An 18,146-nucleotide genomic window follows, 5' to 3' on the forward strand; every position below is an offset into this window, starting at 1 on the left:
CCTCCAAGTGGTTCGACGGTCGGGATCGGGTGTCGGGATCCATTCGATGGTATCGAACCGCCCCCGAGATCACACCCCGAGCTCGACGAGCAGCTCCTCGAGAGGCCCCACGACATCCGGATGCCCGGCGATGAGGAACTCGCGACTCGGGCGCCCCACAGCACCGAGACCCTTCACGAGCGCCCCCGCCTCCTCGGCGATGAGGGCTCCCGCGCCGTGGTCCCAGGGGTTGAGGGTGCGCTCGAAGTACGCGTTCAGCCGACCGTTCGCAACGGATGCCAGGTCGAGCGACGCGGTGCCCTGGCGCCGGATGTCGCGCACGCTCGGCAGCAGCTTCGCGACCACCTCGCCCTGCCGGCCGCGCATCGCCGCGTCGTACGCGAAGCCGGTGGCGATGAGCGCCTGCTCGAGCGGCACGGCATCCGCGATCCGGATGCGCTGGTCGCCCAGGAACGCGCCCACACCTCGCGCGGCGGTGAACACCTCGCCGATCGCCGGGTTCACGACGGCACCCGCGAGCGCCGTCCACGTGAGCGGCTCGGGGTCACCCTCGACCACAGCGATCGAGACCGCGTAGTGCGGGATGCCGTAGAGGTAGTTGACGGTGCCGTCGATCGGGTCGACGACCCAGGTCACCCCGCTCGTGCCGCCGGTGGCGCCGCCCTCCTCGCCCAGGATGCCGTCCTGCGGGCGCGCGGCGGCGATGCGGGCGCGGATGAACTCCTCGACCTCGCGGTCGGCAGCCGTGACCACGTCGACGATGCTCGACTTGGTCGCGGCGACCTCGACGCCCTCGGCGCGACGCCGGGCGGCGAGCCCACCCGCCTCGACGGCGATCGTGCGGGCGAGGTCGAGCAGCTCGGAGGTCACCCCCCAAGCCTCCCACGCCCCGCCGCTACGACGCCCCGGCGGTCGCGTCCTGCAGCTTCGCCATCACCTTGTCGAGGTTGAACGAGGCCGGCGCCTGCCGCTGCGGGAACTCGGCGAGCGACTGGATCATCTCGGCCACGTACATCTGCGCCGGCACGAACAGGAAGATGTGGTCGAGCACCCAGTCCCAGTACGTGTTCGAGGTGATGTCCGACTTCTCGTACGGGTCGGTGCGCAGGTTGAAGAGCTTCGGGAACCGCAGCTCCACGTACGGCTCCTGCCAGATCCGCAGGGTGCCCGCGGCCCGCTGCTCGAGGAACACGAACTTCCAGTTGTCGTAGCGCAGCGCCGTCAGGTCGCCGTCGTCGGAGCAGTAGAAGAAGTGCTGCCGCGGGCTCTCCTCGGCCGCACCCGTGATGTAGTCGAGCTGGTTGTGCCCGTCGAGGTGCACCTTGTACTCGGTGCCGGCGAGCTCGGTGCCCGCCGCGAGCTTCGCGGCGATGTCCGGCTCGCCGACCGCCGCGAGCAGCGTCACGAACCAGTCGTTGTGGCTGACGATGCCGTTGAGCGTCGTACCCGCCGGGATGTGCCCCGGCCAGCGCACCATCGCCGGCACCCGGTAGGCGCCCTCCCAGTTGGAGTTCTTCTCGTTGCGGAACGGCGTCATCCCCGCATCCGGCCACGAGTTCATGTGCGGGCCGTTGTCGGTCGAGTACATGACGATCGTGTCGTCGGCGATGCCGAGCGCGTCGAGCTCGTTCAGGATGTCGCCCACGATCTCGTCGTGGTAGACCATCGCGTCGTGGTACGGCGACTGCCAGCGCCCCGCCCGCCCGAGGTCCTCCTCGCGGGTGTGGGTGCGGAAGTGCATGTGGGTCGTGTTCACCCACACGAAGAAGGGCGTGTCGGCCTCGGTCTGGCGGCGCATGAAATCGACCGCCGCATCCCGGAACTCCTCGTCGCAGGTCTCCATGCGCTTCTTCGTGAGCGGCCCGGTGTCCTCGATGCGCTGGGTGCCGTCCTCGTTCGCCCAGGAGTGGATGACGCCCCGCGGGCCGAAGCGCTTCTTGAAGTTCGGGAAGTCGGCCTCGGTCGGGTAGTCCGGCAGCTCCGGCTCCTCCTCGGCGTTCAGGTGGTAGAGGTTGCCGAAGAACTCGTCGAAGCCGTGCGCGGTGGGCAGGAACTCGTCGCGGTCGCCGAGGTGGTTCTTGCCGAACTGGCCGGTCGCGTAGCCCTGCTGCTTGAGCGCGGTGGCGATCGTCGGGTCGCCCGCGCGGAGTCCGACATCCGCCCCCGGCAGGCCGACCTTGGTGAGTCCGGTGCGGTACGGGTTCTGGCCGGTGATGAAGGCGGCACGGCCGGCGGTGCAGCTCTGCTCGCCGTAGTAGTCGGTGAACTTCGCACCCTCGTCGGCGATGCGGTCGATGTTGGGGGTGCGGTACCCCATCAGGCCGTCCGAGTAGGTGCTGAGGTTCGAGATGCCGATGTCGTCGCCCCAGATGATGAGGATGTTCGGCCTGTCGGACATGGTGACTCCCGTCGTCGCGGCGCGGGGATGGCGCCCTCGGCACGAGTCAAGCCGCCGCGGCTCGCGGCCGACTCACCCGGATCGGGCGAACCTCACCCCGCGTCGCGCACCAGCCGGAAGCCGATGTGGCTCATGCCGGTGTCCTCGGCCTGCGGCGAGCGCGCCGCCGGCCGGAAGCGCAGGCAGTACTCCGGCGAGCACAGGTGCGAGCCGCCCTTGAGCACCCGCCGCGGCGTCGCGAAGCCGGGCTCGGCGCTCGCCGTGGCGAGCAGGTTCTGCCGCTTCCCCGCGTCGACGGGGGTGTCGGAGAGGCGCAGGTGCCGGGGCGTGTAGAAGTCCGAGGTCCACTCCCACACGTTGCCGGTCATGTCGTAGAGCCCGAAGCCGTTCGGCGGATACGAGCCGACGGGGGCCGCGTCGCCCCATCCCTGGTTGTCGTAGGGGAAGTGCCCGAGCCAGCTGTTGGCCTGCGGCACGCCGTCCGGATGCATGTCGTCGCCCCACGCGAACCGAGCCCCCACGATCCCCCCGCGGGTGGCGTACTCGTGCTCGGCCTCGGTGGGCAGCCGGCCTCCCGCCCACGCGGCGTAGGCCAGCGCATCCGGGAACGCGACGTGCACGACCGGTCGGTCGAGTCGGTCCTCGATCGACGAGCCGGGACCGTGCGGTGCGCGCCAGAAGGCACCCGGCTGCCAGCGCCACCAGCTGCGCCAGTTGCGCAGGTCGACGGGGCCGTCGGTGGGCGTGAAGACCATCGAGCCGGGCAGGCGCTCCTCGTCGCTCAGCTGCGGGAACTCGGCCGCGTCGAGGGGGCGCTCCGCGACCGTGACGTAGCCGGTCGCCTCCACGAAGGCCGCGTAGTCGACGTTGGTGACCTCGTAGCGGTCGATGAGGAACGCCGCCACCTCGCGCTCGTGCACGGGCCGCTCGTCGGGGTAGAAGTCGTCGGACCCCATCCGCAGGGTGCCCGCGGGGATCGACACCATGTCGCGGTCGGGGGAGACGCTCACGGCTCGACACTATCGCCGGGCGGCGGCGGGTCGCCGGACATGCGAAGGGGCCGGCCCCCCACGAGCCGGCCCCTCTGCGGTGATCGATCAGGCCGGCGGCATCAGCACCGAGTCGATCAGGTACACGGTCGCGTTGGCCGTGTGCACACCGCCGCAGATGACCTTGGCGCCGTTGACCATGAGGTCGTCGCCGCTGCCGGTCACGTCGACCGTGGCACCCTGGACGGTCGTCTGCATGCCGACCACGTCGGACGGCAGGAGCTGACCGGACACCACGTGGTAGGTCAGGATCGAGGTCAGCAGCGCCGCGTTCTCGGGCTGCTTGAGCGACTCGACCGTGGCCGGGTCGAGCGCGGCGAAGGCGTCGTCGACCGGCGCGAACACCGTGAACTCACCGCCGTTGAGCGTGTCGACGAGGTTCACGTCGGGGTTCAGCTGACCCGAGACCGCGGCGACCAGCGTGGTCAGCAGCGGGTTGTTCGAGGCCGCGACGGCGACCGGATCCTGCGACATGCCGACGATCGACCCGCCTCCGTCGGGCACGGAGTCGGCGTAGGCCTGGCATCCGGGGCCGACCAGGTCGTCGAACGCCGGGTCGGTGGCGGGCGTCGTCTCGGGCTGCTCCATGGCGGGCGGCTCGGACGGCTCGGGGGCGGCCATGGAACAGCCGGCGAGCCCGAAGGCGGCGACGGCCGCCAACGAGATCGCTGCGAACGTGGTGCGAGAGGTGGTGCGCATGGGAGGAATCCCTTCGTCCTCGGAGGTGTGCGCCTCCGGTGCCGCGCGGTGCGGCTCGTGACAGGGGTTCGGAGCCCCGCCCCGATCGGTTGGGTGCGGATGCGATCGGATCCGGAACCGAACGATCCGGCCGTCCGCTCCGAATGCCCGGCATGGACCTCACGCTCGTGCTCATCGGACTGCTCGGCGGTCTCATCACCGGGATCTCGCCGTGCATCCTCCCCGTGCTGCCCGTCATCTTCCTGTCGGGAGGCGCGCAGAGCGCCCGCCGCGACGGCGACGGGCCGCAGGTGTCGAGGTGGCGGCCGTACCTCGTGATCCTCGGGCTGGTGCTGAGCTTCAGCCTCGTCACGCTCGTGGGCTCGGCGCTGCTGTCGCTGCTCGGCCTGCCCCAGGACGTGCTGCGCTGGGCGGGCATCGTGGTGCTCGTGCTCATCGGCATCGGGCTGATCGTGCCGGCGTTCCAGCATCTGCTGGAGAAGCCGTTCTCGCTGATCCCGCAGAAGGCCGTCGGGGTGGAGCGCGGCGGCTTCGCCCTCGGCTTCGCGCTCGGGGCGGTCTACGTGCCGTGCGCGGGGCCGGTGCTCGCGGCGATCACGGTGGCGGGGTCGACGGGGCGGATCGGGGTCGGCACGATCGTGCTCACGGTGTCGTTCGCGATCGGCGCGGCGATCCCGCTGCTCGTGTTCGCCCTCGCCGGCCGCTCGGTCACCGAGCGGATCAAGGCGTTCCGCACCCGGCAGCGCGGCATCCGCATCGCCGGCGGCGTGGTCATGATCGCCCTCGCCGTGGGTCTGGTCTTCGACCTGCCGGCGGCCCTGCAGCGGCTGCTGCCCGATTACACGAGCGAGCTGCAGACGGGGCTCGCGGAGTCCGATCAGGTCGGGGAGGCGTTGCAGCTCGGCGGCCTCGTGAACGACCAGAACAAGGAGCTCGACAACTGCACGGCCGGCGCGACCGAGCTCGAGAGCTGCGGCACCGCACCCGACATCCAGGGCATCACCGCGTGGCTCAACACGCCGGGCGGTGAGCCGGTCGACCTCGCGGAGCTGCGCGGCGACGTGGTGCTCGTCGACTTCTGGGCGTACTCGTGCATCAACTGCCAGCGCTCGCTGCCGCACGTGACCGCGTGGGACGCCGCGTATCGGGATGCCGGGCTGCGGGTGGTCGGCATCCACTCCCCCGAGTACGCGTTCGAGAAGGAGCAGCGCAACGTCGAACAGGGCGTGCAGCGCTTCGGCATCGACTACCCGGTGGCGCTCGACAACTCGCTCTCGACCTGGACGAACTACCGCAACCGCTACTGGCCCGCGAGCTACCTGATCGACGCCGACGGCACGGTGCGCCACATCCACTTCGGCGAGGGCGGCTACGACACCACCGAGAAGCTGATCCGCGAGCTGTTGCAGGATGCGAACCCGGATGTGGTGCTGCCCTCGCCGACCGACGTCGCCGACGACACCCCCGACGCCGGTTCCACCACCCCGGAGAGCTACCTGGGCCTCGGCAAGCAGGTGAACTTCGGCGGCGACGAGGATTACGCATCCGGCACCCACGACTACCGGTTCCCCGCCGAGTTCGCGCGCGACACCTTCGCCCTCGACGGATCCTGGACGCTCGACTTCCAGGGCGCCACGCCCGCCGACGGCGAGGCCCGCATCCGTCTCTCCTACACCGCCGGGCAGGAGGTGCGGATCGTGGCGGGCGGCGACGGGACCCTCGAGGTCTCCGGCGACCACGTCGCCGACGACCGCATCCGGGTCTCCGGCGCCCCCGATTCGTACCGGGTGGTGCGGGTCGACGGGTCGACGACCGGCGAGATCACCGTCACCGTGCCCGCGGGCGTGACGGTCTACTCGTTCACCTTCGGATGAGCACCCATCGCCTCGATACCCATCCGGCGGGTCGAGGGCTCCGAATCACTGCAGGAACCGTAGACCTACCCGAAGGAGCGGAACCCATGTCGGCTGTGATCGCGTTCCCCGCCCAGGGCTCGCGTCAGGTGTCCGACGCCCGCGGGGCCGGAAGGGATGACATGCTGAACGCGATGGATGCGCAGGGTGTCGGCCGGGGACTTCCCAACCCGGACCAGCTGCTCGCGCGCACCGCCGACGGGGATCGGGCCGCGTTCGCCGAGCTGTACGACCTGATGGCCCCGCGGATCCTCGGCCTCGTGAAGCGCCTGCTGCGCGACCCGGCGCAGTCGGAGGAGGTGGCGCAGGAGGTGCTGCTCGAGATCTGGCAGAACGCCCCCTCGTTCCGCGCCGATCGCGGTGGCGCGGTCTCCTGGTGCCTCACGATCGCGCACCGGCGGGCGGTGGACCGCGTGCGGGCCTCGCAGGCCTCCCACGACCGCGACCTGCGGATCGGGGCGCGCGACCTCGAGCCCGACTACGACGACGTCGCCGAGACGGTCGAGATCCGTATCGAGCACGAGCGGGTGCTGCGCTCGATGGCGCGGCTCACCGAGCTGCAGCGCGAGGCGGTGATCCTGGCCTACTACGGCGGGTACACGCACAATGAGATGGCCAGGATGCTGGGAGTCCCGCTCGGCACCGTGAAGACACGGTTGCGCGACGGGATGATCCGACTCCGTGACGACCTGGGGGTGGACCGATGAGCGACCGCGAGGACGCCACCGCCCGAGCCGCCGCATACGCGGCCGGGGCGATGCCGGCCGAGGAGCGGGCACGCTTCGAGGCCGAGCTGGCCGCCGACCCCGAGCTCGCCGCCGAGGCGCAGGGCTTCGTCGAGACCGCCGCGCGGCTCGGCATGGCCGTCGCGCCCGTCGAGCCGCCCGCCGCGATGCGCGCATCCGTGCTGGATGCGATCACCCGGCTGCCGCAGCACGATGGCGCGGATGCGGGCGCGGGCGCCCCGCCCGAGCCCGCCGTCGCGCCCGTCGTGCCGCTGCGCCCGTGGTACCGGCGACCCCTCGCGATCGTCGCGGCCGCGGCCGTCGTCGTCGGGCTCGCCGGCGGGGCGACCGCCTACGTGCTGACCGGGGTGGGCACCACCCAGGCGCCCACGGCATCCGAGCAGATCCTCGCCGCATCCGACGCCCGCAGCGCCACCGCCCCGGTGACGGGCGGCGGCAGCGCGACCGTCGTCTGGTCGGTGTCGCTCGCCTCCGCAGCCGTGGTCGCCGACGAGCTGCCGGCACTCGCCGACGACCGGGTCTACGAGCTGTGGTACATCGACGACGCAGGCGCTCGCCCCGCCGGCACCTTCACCACCCACGACGGCACGGCGGATGTGGAGCTCGCCGGGGCGATGACCCCCGGCGCGAGCGTCGGCATCACCGTGGAGCCCGCGGGCGGGTCGGAGCAGCCGACCACCGACCCGATCCTCGTGGTGGCGACCGCCTGAGCGACCGCGGGGACCGTCTGGGACAATCGACACCATGACCGACTCCGCACCTCGCCCCAAGAACCCTGCCGCCTGGGCCGGCTTCTGGATCGCGCTCGCCGGCCTCCTGCTGATGCCGATCCCGCTGTTCATCGGCCTGATCCTCGGCGGTGCGCTCTCCGTCATCGCGGCGATCTTCACCGTGATCGGGCTGTTCAAGGGTCTCGCCCGCGGCGGCGTCGGCATCGCGCCCGTCGTGATCGCGGCGATCTTCATCGCCCTCACCTGGGCGGGCATCTCCGTCGGCGGCGGCACCATCTGGTGACGCGGGCCGGAAATGTGAAAGACCCCGCCGAAGCGGGGCCTGTCACGTTGGTGGCGAGTGAGGGATTCGAACCCCCGAAGTCGTAGACGGCTGATTTACAGTCAGATCCCTTTGGCCACTTGGGTAACTCGCCAGGTGCGCTCACGACTCGTGTGTTCACCAACCGCTCGCGCCCATCAAGGATACAAGGTCGCGGGGGTGGCCGAGACCACGGGCGCCCCCGCCGATAGGATGCGAGCACCCCACCCACCAGCGCAGGAGGACGCGTGCCCGGCATCCACGAGGTCGCCCAGCAGGCGGGCGTCTCCGCGGCGACCGTGTCGCGGGCGCTCTCGGGGCGCGGATCCGTCTCCCCCGCCACCCGCGCGCGGGTGCAGGCCGCCGCGACCGACCTCGGCTACGTGGTCTCGTCGAGCGCCTCGGGCCTCGCCACCGGACGCACCCGCAACGTCGGCGTCGTGATCCCGTTCCTCAACCGATGGTTCTACGGCGCCGTCATCGAGGGCGCCGAGTCGGCGCTGCTCGAGCAGGGCTACGACCTCACGCTCTACAACCTCGGCGGCAGCGACGAGGAGCGGCGGCTCGTGTTCGAGCACTTCCTGCTGCGCAAACGCGTCGACGCGGTGATCGCGGTGTCGCTCGAGCTCACCGCCGACGAGGTGAAGCGCCTCATCGACCTCGACAAGCCGATCGTCGGCGTCGGCGGCCCGCTGCCCGGAGTGCGCACGCTGAGCCTCGACGACGTCGAGCTCGGCAGGCTCGCCACCGAGCACCTGCTCGCGCTCGGGCACACCGAGATCGCCCACATCGGCGGCGACGCGCTCGAGATGGACTTCCACTTGCCCACCAACCGCCGCCACGGCTACGAGCTGGCCATGCGCGCCGCGGGACTCCAGCCCGAAGACCGGCACTTCCACGCCGCCGACTTCACCATGGAGTCCGGATACCGCGCCGCGAAGCAGCTGCTCGGCAACCCGGCAGGGCGTCCGACGGCGATCTTCGCCGCATCCGACGAGATGGCGTTCGGCGCGATCCTCGCCGCCAAGGACCTCGGCATGCACGTGCCGAGCGACGTGTCGATCATCGGCATCGACGACCACGAGCTCTCGGAGTTCTTCGGGCTCACCACGATCGCGCAGTTCCCCGACATGCAGGGGCGCATGGCGGTCGAGTTGCTGATGGACGAGTTGCACCCGGGCCACCGTGAGGCCGAGGAGCTCAACATCGACCTGCCGTACGAGCTGGTGGTGCGCTCCTCGACCGCTCGCCGCTGAGCCGCCGCCGCATCCGCCTCGACGCCTGCGCCTGCCCCTCGTTCCGGATGCGGTCCGGATCATCCCAAATCAAGGAGTCGAGCAACCCATCTCAAGGAGACGCTCCCCGGATGACGCCACATCCGCCGCATCCGCCTCACCCGTCACATCCAGTCCTTGATTCGGGTTGCTCGACTCCTTGATTGGGGAGAACCAGCGCACCACGGCAGTCAGGGGGTCGGCGAGGAGGACGCGGCAGACGCCGCGTCGGCGTAGCGGATGGCGAAGCTCGCGACCGTGCCGAGGTAGACCTCGGGGGCGTTGTACGAGCGGATGCCGGCCCGCCATCCGTCCTCGGTGTCGTAGGCGGTGCTCGCCCGGCACAGGTAGTTGGCGGCGGCGAGCACGGCGTCGTCGATGTTCTGCGGGTCCTCGACGCCGTCGCCTCCCCCGTCGACGTGCCAGTTGCGCCACGCCTCCGGGATCAGCTGCATCGGGCCGACGGCCCGATCCGCCTCGGCGTCGCCGTCGATCGCGCCGCCGTCGCTGTCGGGGATGAGCGCCACCCCGTCGCCGTCCAGCGCGACCCCGAAGATGCCGGGCGTCGCGGTGCCGTACTGGTCGAGCGTCGACCCGCCGTGGCGCCCGTGATCCGACTCGGTCGCCCCGATCCCGGCGAGCGTCGCCCAGCTGAGCGCGCACTCGGGCAGCGTCTGCGCCTTCACGATGGCCGCGCCCGCGTAGGCGGCGAGGGCGCGCTCCGGGATGCCGGTGGCCCGCGCCGTGCGATCGAGCCAGTCCGGGTCGACGAGTCCTCCGATGCCCGGCCCGGTCGGGGTCGCCGCCGCGACCGGCGGCTCGGCGGGCGGCGCCCAGCTCGGCAGCGGCTCCTCCGTCGCACCCGGCAGCTCCAGCCCGACCCGCGGCGCCAGGAACCACACGATCGCGCCCACGAGCAGCACGAGCGCCGCGATCGCCGCCACGACCGCGCCGATGATCGGGAGTCGGGCGCGCACGCCCCAAGTCCTAGCATGGCCGCATGGCAGATTCCTCATTCGACATCGTCAGCAAGGTCGACACGATGGAGACCCAGAACGCTCTGAGCCAGGCGCAGAAGGAGATCGCGCAGCGCTACGACTTCAAGAACGTCGGCGCCTCGATCGAGTTCTCGGGCGAGAAGATCCTCATGAAGGCCAACTCCGAGGACCGCGTGAAGGCGGTGCTCGACGTGTTCGAGCAGAAGCTCATCAAGCGCGGCATCTCGCTGCGCTCCCTCGACGCCGGCGACCCGTTCGCCTCCGGCAAGGAGTACCGCATCGAGGCGCGGATGAAGGAGGGCATCTCGTCGGAGGACGCCAAGAAGATCTCCAAGATCATCCGCGACGAGGGGCCCAAGTCGATCAAGTCGCAGATCCAGGGCGACGAGCTGCGGGTGCAGTCGAAGAGCCGCGACGACCTGCAGGCGGTCATCGCCCTCCTGAAGGGCAAGGACCTCGACGTCGCCCTGCAGTTCGTGAACATGCGCTGACCCGCCCGGCACGCCCTCCCAGCCGCGGGATGTATCAACGGGGGCTTGTGAGCGCTCTTCATGAGCGGTGAAGATTCAATCCATGAGCGACGGCGAGACCGTTCGCGACTCCGGCCCCCCCGATCGCGGAGAGGCCGCTCCCCTCTGGGCGCGAGCGGCGGAGCTCTTCGACGCCTGGCGCGGCGGGCGCGCGGATGCGATGGACGGGCTCGTGCGCCTCGTCACCCCCGCGCTCTGGCACGTGGTGCGCGCCTACGGGCTGGGGCGTGACGAGGCGGAGGACGTCATCCAGACGACCTGGCTGGCGCTCGTGCGCACCGGCGAGGGCGTGCACGACGCGCGCACGGTGCTCGCCTGGCTGAGCACGACCGCCCGGCGCGAATCCTGGCGGGTCGTGAAGGCGACGGGGCGCCAGTCGCCGACCGACGACGAGGCGCTCGAACGCCTCGGCGACTCCGTCGAGTCGGCCGAGTCGGCGGCCGAGCGCAACGTCGAGGGCGATCGGCTGTGGCGCGCCGTCGAGTCGCTGTCGGAGCGCTGCCGCCGGCTGCTGCGGGTGATCGCGTTCTCGGACCGCCCCGACTACGTGCAGCTGTCGACCGAGCTCCAGATGCCCATCGGCAGCATCGGCCCGACCCGCGGCCGCTGTCTCGACAAGCTGCGCGAGCTGCTGACCACCGGGGAGGCCCGATGATGTCCCGCGACGACCAGGAGCTGTTCGGAGCCCTCCGCGAGCTGTGGCAGGAACGCGACCCGATGCCCCCCGGGCTGGTCGACGACGTGCTCGTGGCCCTCGGGACCCGCCGCCTCGCCGAGGAGTACCGCGAACTGCTGCTCGTCTCGGACGAGCGCACCCTCGCGGGCGCCCGCGGCGGCGCACCGCGGGTGCTCGAGTTCGGCGTCGATCCGGTCACCCTGCTGCTGCGGATCGAGTCCGACGCCGGAACCCACCGCATCGACGGCTGGCTCGCTCCGCCGCGGTCCGGTCGGGCGTCGCTCGAGACCGCAGGGCACGAGGTCGCGGCGACCGACATCAGCCCCGAGGGGCGGTTCGAGTTCGCCGGGCTGGCACCCGGCGGCTACCGGCTCGTGATCCGCCCCGACGGGTCGGAGGGTTACAGCGTGACCGGAGAATTCGAGGTGCGATGACGACCTCGGGGGAAAGAGGAGGACGACGGATGCTGACGGACAAGGGGGCACCCGACTGGCGCCGCCGCGCGGAGCAGGAGCTCCCGCGGGGGGTGGTGCGCGTCGTCACGCGCGACGACCACGACACCGCCTTCTCGACGGGGTACGTCCCGTCGAGACTGCTCGTCTCGACGCTGCTGCCGCCCGACGACCCGGTGCGCGCCCTGCTCGCCGAGCTGGTCGCGGAGCTCGGCTGGGCCCTCGAGCCCGAGCGCGGACGCACCCGCCGCGCGGCGCGCCTCGAGGAGTCCCCGGAGGTCACGAAGGAGCGCCTGTCGCGGTACCCGTGGGCCTCGGGCACCCCGGGCACCGAGCGGTTCCGACTGGTCTCGGCGATCTCCACGGCGCCGACCCCGGACGCGTGGGAGGTGCTGCGGGTCGCCCGCAGCCGCGGCATCGGCCTGCCCGGGGTGGGCCTCGAGCACGTGGGCTTCCTCGCCCCGTTCCACTCCACGAACCCGTTCCACTCGACCAACCCGTTCCATTCGACGAACCCGTTCCACTCCACCAACCCGTTCCACTCCACGAACCCCTACGCGGGAGGCGACACGCCCTCGATCGAGTACGGCTTCGCCGGCAGCGGCGGACGGCAGGTGGTCGCGTACGTGGGCCCGGATCCCGCGGATGCCACGGCGAAGCCCGCCGGATCCGCGGTCGTGGCGGTCGTCGACACCGGATGCGGGAGCCACCCGTGGCTCGACCCGGTCGTGGTCACCGCGTTCGCCGCAGCCGGTTTCACGGATGCGGGGAACGACCCCGAGGCGCGGCCCGACCAGCTCGGACCGCTCGACGGCATGCTCGACGAGGGCTCGGGGCACGGCACCTTCGTCGCCGGCCTCGTGCACCAGTCGGCGCCCCACGCCGGGATCGCCCCCGTGCGGGTCGCCGGCTCGGACGGCCTGTGGGAGGAGCAGGACCTGGTCGACACGCTGACGGCGCTCGTCGTGCAGGTGGAGGGGGGCGCGCGGCTCGACGTGCTGAACCTCTCCCTCGGCTTCTACCACGAGACCCCCGAGCAGAACGCCTTCGACATCACCGTCGCCGAGCTGCTGCTCCGGTTGCGCCGCGCGGGCGTCGTCGTCGTGTGCTCCGCCGGCAACGACTCGACCGACAGGCCGATGTTCCCCGCCGCCCTCGGACCGTGGAATCCGGCCCCCGCAGGGGGCACCCCGTGGATCGACCCGGGCGACGGCGCCCCGCTCGTGTCCGTCGGCGCGCTCAACCCCAACGGCACGGTCGCCCTGTTCAGCAACATCGGCCCATGGGTGCGCTGCTTCGCGCCCGGTGCCGCCGTGCTGAGCACCCTGCCGGCGGGCGGCGCATCCGGTTTCGAGGGCGGTGTGCAGGCCACGGCGTCCGACCCGCTCGGCGGGGTCGCGCGCGAGACGATCGACCCCGACGACTTCAGCGGGGGCTTCGCGGTGTGGAGCGGCACCTCGTTCGCCGCCCCGGTGGTCGCCGGGCTCATCGCCGCCGAGCTGCAGTCGGTGTCCGCCGAGCCCTCGGTGGAACGCGCACGCGCCGCCGTCGCGGCCGTGCTCGGCCGGATGCAGCCCCCGTCCGCCTGATGGCGTCGCGACTGACGGCCGCGCAGCTCTACGCCCGCGCGGTGGCCGCGGGCAACGCGGGCCGTCACGCGGCGGCACGACGCGACCTGCTGGCGGCGCAGGCGCGCACCCCCGACCCCGACACCGCGGCGCTCGTCGCGGGCACCCTCGCCTACCTGGACTCGGAGCAGGGGGCGGCCGAGGCGGGCATCGAGGCGATCGCGCTGGCGCTCGGCACCGCCGGCATCCGCGACACCACGCGCGCCGTGCTCACGAGCCAGCGCGGCCTGCTCGAGCTGCGGCGGGGGCGCACCGACGCCGCGATCGCCGACCTGGGCTGGGCCATCGAGCGTCTCGACGAGCTGCCCGTCAGCCTCGGACGCGCCCACCTCAACCGCGGGCTGGTGCGGCTCGAGAGGTCGGAGATCGACGGCGCGGAGGACGACTTCGCGCGTGCCGCCGCGGCGTTCGCCCGCGCCGGGGAGCCCGTCGAGGAGGCCAAGGCGCACAGCAACGAGGGCTACGCGGCCATGCTGCGGGGCGACCTGGCCCGCGCCATCCGCACCATGGACGCCGCAGCCCAGGTGCTCGGCGAACTCTCGCCCGTGATGCGCGCGGTGTGCGACGGCGACCGCGCCGAGGCGCTGCTGGCCGCGGGGATGACCGCGGATGCCGTGCGGCTGCTCGACGAGGCGGCCCGCACCTACGGCTCGCGCCGCCTGCGGCAGGCCCAGGCCGAGGCGGAGCTGCTGCTCGCCCGCGCCCTGGTGCTCGACCGACCCGCGCACGCAGCGGAGGTCGCCCGCCGCGCCGCGCGCCGGTTCCGCGATCGTGGCAACGACAGCGGCGCCGTGCGCGCGGATGCGCTCGTCGTCACGGGTGCGCTGCGCGCACGGCGCGGCACCTCGGCCGCACGGAGGCTCGGAACCTCGACGGCGCTCGCCCTCGACGCGCTGCACCGCCGCGACGACGCCGCCCTGCTGCGGCTGGAGCTCGCCCTCGACGCGGTCGCCGAGGGCCGGACCGAGGAGGCGGCGTCGCTGCGCGCGATCGTCCGCCCCGCCGCGACCTCCTCGATCGCCGTGCAGGTGCGCGCCGACGAGGTCGACGCCGCCGTGGCGGAGGCGCGGGGCGACGCGGCGACCGTGCTGGCGTCCGCCGCGCGGGGGATCGCGACCCTCACCACCTGGCAGTCCAGCCTCGGCAGCCTCGAGCTGCACAGCGGCGCCGCCCGCTACGGCCGCGCCCTCGCGACCACCGGCGTGCGCGCCGCGCTCGGGCGCGAGCACCCGCAGGAGGTGCTCGACTGGTCGGAGCGGGTCCGCGCCCTCAGCGGCAGCGTCGTTCCGCTGCGACCCGACGCCGACGCGCGGGTCGCCGACGCGCTCACCGAGCTGCGCGAGCTGCGGATGGATCCCGCGCCGACCTCGGCGAGCGCCGCACGCGAGTCGGCGCTCCGCGACGAGGTGCGGCGCCTGCACTGGGCCGACCGGGCGACCGCGGGCGAGCGGCCGGAACGACCGGTGCTGCTCGAGGAGCTGCTCGACGCGCTCGAACACGACGACGCGGCCTTCGCCGCGTACCTGTGGGTGGGCGACCGCATCGCGGCGCTCGTGCTCACCCCGCGCGATCCGTCCGCACCGCGCATCGTCGACCTGGGCGAGGCCGAACCGCTCGAGCGTCTGCTCGCGGGGCTGCTCGCCGACCTCGACATGGCGGCCACCACCCTTCCCGCCGCGCTCCGCGCGAGCACGGATGCCGCCCTCGCCGCCCGGCTGACCGCGCTCGACCGGCTGCTCGTCGCCCCCCTGGCCGCGTCGCTGTCGGGCACCTCCCGGCTCGTGCTCACGGCCGCGGGGGCGCTCGCGGGCGTGCCGTGGGCGATGCTGCCGGGCATCGTCGGCCGCCCGGTCGTGGCCGCCGAGTCGGCGCGGCGCTGGCTCGATCTGCACCGGACGCCCACCCGCATCCGGCGCGTGGGCTTCGCCTCGGGCCCCGGGGTCGAGCGGGCACGTCAGGAGCTCGACGCCGCCGCCGCCTGCTGGTCGGATGCCGACCACCTGGCGGTGCGGCACGAGGCGACCTCCCCCGAGGTCACGCGCGTGGCCTCCGAGGTCGAGCTGCTGCACATCGCCGCCCACGGGCGGCACTCCGCGGAGCATCCGCTGTTCTCGGGTTTCGAGCTCGCCGACGGACCGTGGTTCGGTTTCGACATCGACCAGCTCGCCGAGGTGCCCGAGGTGGTCGTGATGTCGGCATGCGAGCTCGGCCGATCCTCGACCCGCTGGGGGCTCGAAGCCCTCGGGATGGCGCGCGCCTGGACGCACGCGGGTGCGCGCTCCGTGCTGGCCTCACCCGCGGCCGTCGCCGACGAGCACGTCGCGGTGCTGCTGCCGGCGGTGCATCGGGAGCTGGCGCGCGGCAGCGGGGTCGCCGACGCGCTGTGCGACGCCACCCGCGCGACCGGCATCGCCACCCCGATGCTCGTCCGCGGCTCGGGGTGGTGACGCGCTCTCAGCCCACGGCGCGCGCCCGGTCGCGCAGCAGCGCGATGAGTTCGTCGCCCGCGACCTCCAGCATCGGCAGCGTCGTCGAGCCGCCGAACCACCAGCGCCCGACCGCGTCGACCACGAGATCGAGTCCGAGGAAGCCGCACTCCGCACCCATCGCCGACGCGAACCGCGCCGTCGCGAGCTGCACCCGCTCGGGAACCGGCTCGCCGAGCAGGGTCTGCATGCGGCGCAGCCCGATGATCCGCCCGTCGACGACGACGAGATGCACGAAGCGCCCCTCGGCGCCGCCCGCTCGCAGCGCCGCCTCGAGCAGCGGGCACGGCGAGGTGTCGTCGACGTCGGGCTCCGCACAGGAGAAGCCCACGTGCGCCGCCGCGAACGCCTCCAGCAGGGGGTCGACGCCGCGCTCCGTGAGCCGGTCGATCACGAGCGACGACGACGGCGCGGGGTCGGGCATCCGCTCGGCGAGCTCGCACGGGTCACCGGATGCGCGCAGCCTCGCGACCAGCCAGCGCGCGCTGCGATCCGTCTCGGCTCCGAGCACGAGGGTCCCGCGCGGGGCGGGTCCCTCGTGCTCGTGGAGCGCGTGGGGGTCGCTGCAGGTCGCGGCCCCCGATCGGGTCAGCTCCATGGGCGGCGTGCTCCCGTCGGCATGGTGGTCTCCTCCGTCGGTGTGCGCGTCGCCCGGCGGCGAAGCGTTGAGAGAGAGGAGTGCGTGCGGGGCGTCCTGATACATCCGGATCCCGTCACCCGCCCCGGGTGAGCACGGCACCTGGCGCGGCCGTGACGGGTCGGCCAGACTGAGCGCGTGGACACCGACCGCCTGACAGCCTGGGTCACACTCATCACGCTGTTCGCGCTGATCCTGCTCGACGTCGGCGTCCGCGTGGCGGCGCTCATCATCGTGCCGCGCAACCGCCGCCCCCAGACCGCGATGGCGTGGCTGCTCGCGATCTTCTTCATCCCCTACCTCGGGATCCTGTTCTTCCTGCTGTTCGGCAGCGCACGGCTCCCCAAGAGCCGCCGCCGCAAGCAGTACGAGATCAACGAGTACATCCTCGAGACCACCGAGGGCATCGACCTGGTGCGCAAGGATCCGACCTGGCCGACCTGGCTGGAGCCGCTCGTCGAGCTCAATCGCGAACTCGGGGCCATGCCGCTCGTCGGCGGCAACAGCGCGCGCATGTGGAAGGAGAACCAGGAGGCCTTCGACGCGATGGCCGCGGAGATCCGCCGGGCGAAGCGCGTCGTGCACGTGGAGTTCTACATCCTGTCGCTCGACGACTCGACGCGCGACTTCTTCGAGGCGCTCGCCGAGGCGCGCGCCCGCGGGGTGAAGGTGCGGGTGCTGCTCGACCACCTCGGCAACGCGCAGTATCCGGGGTTCCGGCGCACCAAGAGGTTCCTGACCGACGCCGGGATCGAGTGGCACCTGATGCTGCCCCTGCAGCCCCTCAAGGGCAGGTTCCAGCGCCCCGACCTGCGCAACCACCGCAAGCTCCTCGTCGTCGACGGCGAGGTCGGGTTCACGGGCTCGGCGAACGTCATCGAGACGCCGTACCAGAAGAAGAAGAACCACAAGCGCGGACTGCACTGGAAGGACTACTGGGTGCGGTTCGAGGGCCCGGTGGTCGCCGGGATCGACGCGATCTTCGTGACCGACTGGTACTCGGAGACCGACGAGCTGCTCGTGCGGGAGGCTGCCCCCGTGCGGCTGTCGGGCGACGGCCACCTCGACTGCCAGGTCGTGCCGAGCGGTCCGGGGTTCCCGGGCGAGAACAACCTGCGGCTGTTCAACTCGCTCGTCTACAACGCGCAGCGGCGCATCATCCTGGTCAGCCCGTACTTCGTGCCCGACGACTCGATGCTCTACGCCGTGACGACGGCCGCCCAGTCGGGACTGCACGTGGAGCTCTTCGTCTCGGAGATCGGCGACCAGTTCATGGTCTACCACGCCCAGCGCAGCTACTACGAGGCGCTGCTGAAGGCGGGGGTGAAGATCTACCTCTACCCGGCGCCGACCATCCTGCACGCGAAGCACATGACGTTCGACGACGAGGTCGCGATCATCGGCTCGAGCAACATGGACATGCGCTCGTTCACGCTCGACCTCGAGATCTCGGTCATGGTGCACGGCGAGCCGTTCCTCTCGCAGCTGCGCGAGGTGGAGGACTCCTACCGTGCCGTCAGCCGCGAGCTCACCCTCGAGGAGTGGGACAAGCGTTCGAGCGGCGTGCGCGTCGTCGACAACCTCATGCGCCTGACCGCCGGCCTGCAGTGAGGGTCTCGAGACGCGTC

17 protein-coding genes and 1 tRNA gene are annotated in these 18,146 nt (G+C 72.2%); 11 read left to right on the forward strand and 7 right to left on the reverse strand.

Going from position 1 to position 18,146, the window contains the following annotated elements:
• Positions 1–69 precede the first annotated feature (69 nt).
• The 4 genes from NUH29_RS09105 to NUH29_RS09120 all read right to left on the reverse strand — a co-directional run bounded on the left by NUH29_RS09105 (position 70) and on the right by NUH29_RS09120 (position 4,146).
• Positions 70–870 (reverse strand): inositol monophosphatase family protein, encoded by an 801-nt coding sequence (locus NUH29_RS09105; RefSeq protein ID WP_258798772.1) that lies wholly within the window; start codon positions 868–870, stop codon positions 70–72.
• 25 nt (positions 871–895) lie between these two features.
• The gene (locus NUH29_RS09110; protein ID WP_258798773.1) at positions 896–2,398 is read right to left on the reverse strand and encodes an arylsulfatase; all 1,503 of its coding nucleotides are present in this window, start codon (positions 2,396–2,398) and stop codon (positions 896–898) included.
• 92 nt (positions 2,399–2,490) lie between these two features.
• Positions 2,491–3,384 (reverse strand): formylglycine-generating enzyme family protein, encoded by an 894-nt coding sequence (locus tag NUH29_RS09115; protein WP_258799252.1) that lies wholly within the window; start codon positions 3,382–3,384, stop codon positions 2,491–2,493.
• 111 nt (positions 3,385–3,495) lie between these two features.
• The gene (locus NUH29_RS09120) at positions 3,496–4,146 is read right to left on the reverse strand and encodes a fasciclin domain-containing protein (RefSeq protein ID WP_258798775.1); all 651 of its coding nucleotides are present in this window, start codon (positions 4,144–4,146) and stop codon (positions 3,496–3,498) included.
• A gap of 152 nt (positions 4,147–4,298) precedes the next feature.
• Here NUH29_RS09120 and NUH29_RS09125 point away from each other — a divergent pair, with 152 nt between their 5' ends.
• The 4 genes from NUH29_RS09125 to NUH29_RS09140 all read left to right on the forward strand — a co-directional run bounded on the left by NUH29_RS09125 (position 4,299) and on the right by NUH29_RS09140 (position 7,819).
• A complete protein-coding gene (locus NUH29_RS09125; protein ID WP_258798776.1) occupies positions 4,299–6,020 on the forward strand; it encodes a cytochrome c biogenesis protein DipZ in 1,722 nt (573 codons plus the stop codon).
• Between the two features lie 161 nt (positions 6,021–6,181).
• Complete coding sequence (gene sigK, locus NUH29_RS09130; protein ID WP_258799253.1) at positions 6,182–6,766, forward strand: ECF RNA polymerase sigma factor SigK; 585 nt, start codon at positions 6,182–6,184, stop codon at positions 6,764–6,766.
• The gene (locus tag NUH29_RS09135) at positions 6,763–7,515 is read left to right on the forward strand and encodes an anti-sigma factor (protein ID WP_258798777.1); all 753 of its coding nucleotides are present in this window, start codon (positions 6,763–6,765) and stop codon (positions 7,513–7,515) included. The genes sigK and NUH29_RS09135 overlap by 4 nt, the downstream gene beginning before the upstream one ends.
• Before the next feature lie 34 nt (positions 7,516–7,549).
• Positions 7,550–7,819: a hypothetical protein gene (locus tag NUH29_RS09140; RefSeq protein ID WP_258798779.1), complete on the forward strand. Its 270-nt coding sequence runs from the start codon at positions 7,550–7,552 to the stop codon at positions 7,817–7,819.
• A 48-nt stretch (positions 7,820–7,867) separates the two neighbouring features.
• Here NUH29_RS09140 and NUH29_RS09145 read toward each other — a convergent pair.
• Positions 7,868–7,952 (reverse strand) — tRNA-Tyr (locus NUH29_RS09145).
• Positions 7,953–8,085: 133 nt separating this feature from the next.
• On the opposite strand from NUH29_RS09145, the gene NUH29_RS09150 reads away from it, so the two are divergent.
• Positions 8,086–9,093, forward strand: a complete 1,008-nt coding sequence (locus NUH29_RS09150) for a LacI family DNA-binding transcriptional regulator (RefSeq protein ID WP_258798780.1) — start codon at positions 8,086–8,088, stop codon at positions 9,091–9,093.
• A gap of 209 nt (positions 9,094–9,302) precedes the next feature.
• Here NUH29_RS09150 and NUH29_RS09155 read toward each other — a convergent pair whose 3' ends face one another.
• Positions 9,303–10,088 carry a lytic murein transglycosylase gene (locus NUH29_RS09155; RefSeq protein ID WP_258798781.1) on the reverse strand — a complete coding sequence of 262 codons (786 nt, stop codon included), beginning with the start codon at positions 10,086–10,088 and terminating at the stop codon, positions 9,303–9,305.
• A gap of 23 nt (positions 10,089–10,111) precedes the next feature.
• Between NUH29_RS09155 and NUH29_RS09160 the strand changes: the two genes are divergently transcribed.
• The 5 genes from NUH29_RS09160 (at position 10,112) to NUH29_RS09180 (ending at position 15,842) form a co-directional block, all read left to right on the forward strand.
• The gene (locus tag NUH29_RS09160; protein WP_258798782.1) at positions 10,112–10,600 is read left to right on the forward strand and encodes a YajQ family cyclic di-GMP-binding protein; all 489 of its coding nucleotides are present in this window, start codon (positions 10,112–10,114) and stop codon (positions 10,598–10,600) included.
• Between the two features lie 82 nt (positions 10,601–10,682).
• Entirely contained in the window at positions 10,683–11,294 is a 612-nt protein-coding gene (locus NUH29_RS09165; RefSeq protein ID WP_258798783.1) for an RNA polymerase sigma factor, read from the forward strand.
• The gene (locus NUH29_RS09170) at positions 11,294–11,749 is read left to right on the forward strand and encodes a hypothetical protein (protein ID WP_258798784.1); all 456 of its coding nucleotides are present in this window, start codon (positions 11,294–11,296) and stop codon (positions 11,747–11,749) included. Before NUH29_RS09165 ends, NUH29_RS09170 begins: the two co-directional genes overlap by 1 nt.
• A gap of 29 nt (positions 11,750–11,778) precedes the next feature.
• Positions 11,779–13,356, forward strand: a complete 1,578-nt coding sequence (locus tag NUH29_RS09175) for a S8 family peptidase (RefSeq protein ID WP_258798785.1) — start codon at positions 11,779–11,781, stop codon at positions 13,354–13,356.
• The gene (locus NUH29_RS09180) at positions 13,356–15,842 is read left to right on the forward strand and encodes a CHAT domain-containing protein (RefSeq protein ID WP_258798786.1); all 2,487 of its coding nucleotides are present in this window, start codon (positions 13,356–13,358) and stop codon (positions 15,840–15,842) included. Before NUH29_RS09175 ends, NUH29_RS09180 begins: the two co-directional genes overlap by 1 nt.
• A gap of 7 nt (positions 15,843–15,849) precedes the next feature.
• Here NUH29_RS09180 and NUH29_RS09185 read toward each other — a convergent pair whose 3' ends face one another.
• Positions 15,850–16,479, reverse strand: a complete 630-nt coding sequence (locus NUH29_RS09185) for a hypothetical protein (RefSeq protein ID WP_258798787.1) — start codon at positions 16,477–16,479, stop codon at positions 15,850–15,852.
• A gap of 177 nt (positions 16,480–16,656) precedes the next feature.
• On the opposite strand from NUH29_RS09185, the gene cls reads away from it, so the two are divergent.
• Complete coding sequence (gene cls, locus NUH29_RS09190) at positions 16,657–18,129, forward strand: cardiolipin synthase (RefSeq protein ID WP_258798788.1); 1,473 nt, start codon at positions 16,657–16,659, stop codon at positions 18,127–18,129.
• Positions 18,130–18,146: the final 17 nt, after the last annotated feature.

It is taken from the genome of Protaetiibacter mangrovi, from assembly GCF_024752305.1.
Taxonomy (GTDB): domain Bacteria; phylum Actinomycetota; class Actinomycetes; order Actinomycetales; family Microbacteriaceae; genus Homoserinibacter; species Homoserinibacter mangrovi.

What these genes read in the sequence shown, in the direction of transcription:
- NUH29_RS09110 (WP_258798773.1), bottom strand. Translation starts at nt 2,398, where the DNA reads ATGTCCGACAGGCCGAACATCCTCATCATCTGGGGCGACGACATCGGC.
- NUH29_RS09115 (WP_258799252.1), bottom strand. Translation starts at nt 3,384, where the DNA reads ATGGTGTCGATCCCCGCGGGCACCCTGCGGATGGGGTCCGACGACTTC.
- NUH29_RS09120 (WP_258798775.1), bottom strand. Translation starts at nt 4,146, where the DNA reads ATGCGCACCACCTCTCGCACCACGTTCGCAGCGATCTCGTTGGCGGCC.
- NUH29_RS09125 (WP_258798776.1), top strand. Translation starts at nt 4,299, where the DNA reads ATGGACCTCACGCTCGTGCTCATCGGACTGCTCGGCGGTCTCATCACC.
- sigK (WP_258799253.1), top strand. Translation starts at nt 6,182, where the DNA reads ATGCTGAACGCGATGGATGCGCAGGGTGTCGGCCGGGGACTTCCCAAC.
- NUH29_RS09135 (WP_258798777.1), top strand. Translation starts at nt 6,763, where the DNA reads ATGAGCGACCGCGAGGACGCCACCGCCCGAGCCGCCGCATACGCGGCC.
- NUH29_RS09140 (WP_258798779.1), top strand. Translation starts at nt 7,550, where the DNA reads ATGACCGACTCCGCACCTCGCCCCAAGAACCCTGCCGCCTGGGCCGGC.
- NUH29_RS09160 (WP_258798782.1), top strand. Translation starts at nt 10,112, where the DNA reads ATGGCAGATTCCTCATTCGACATCGTCAGCAAGGTCGACACGATGGAG.
- NUH29_RS09165 (WP_258798783.1), top strand. Translation starts at nt 10,683, where the DNA reads ATGAGCGACGGCGAGACCGTTCGCGACTCCGGCCCCCCCGATCGCGGA.
- NUH29_RS09170 (WP_258798784.1), top strand. Translation starts at nt 11,294, where the DNA reads ATGTCCCGCGACGACCAGGAGCTGTTCGGAGCCCTCCGCGAGCTGTGG.
- NUH29_RS09175 (WP_258798785.1), top strand. Translation starts at nt 11,779, where the DNA reads ATGCTGACGGACAAGGGGGCACCCGACTGGCGCCGCCGCGCGGAGCAG.
- NUH29_RS09180 (WP_258798786.1), top strand. Translation starts at nt 13,356, where the DNA reads ATGGCGTCGCGACTGACGGCCGCGCAGCTCTACGCCCGCGCGGTGGCC.
- NUH29_RS09185 (WP_258798787.1), bottom strand. Translation starts at nt 16,479, where the DNA reads ATGGAGCTGACCCGATCGGGGGCCGCGACCTGCAGCGACCCCCACGCG.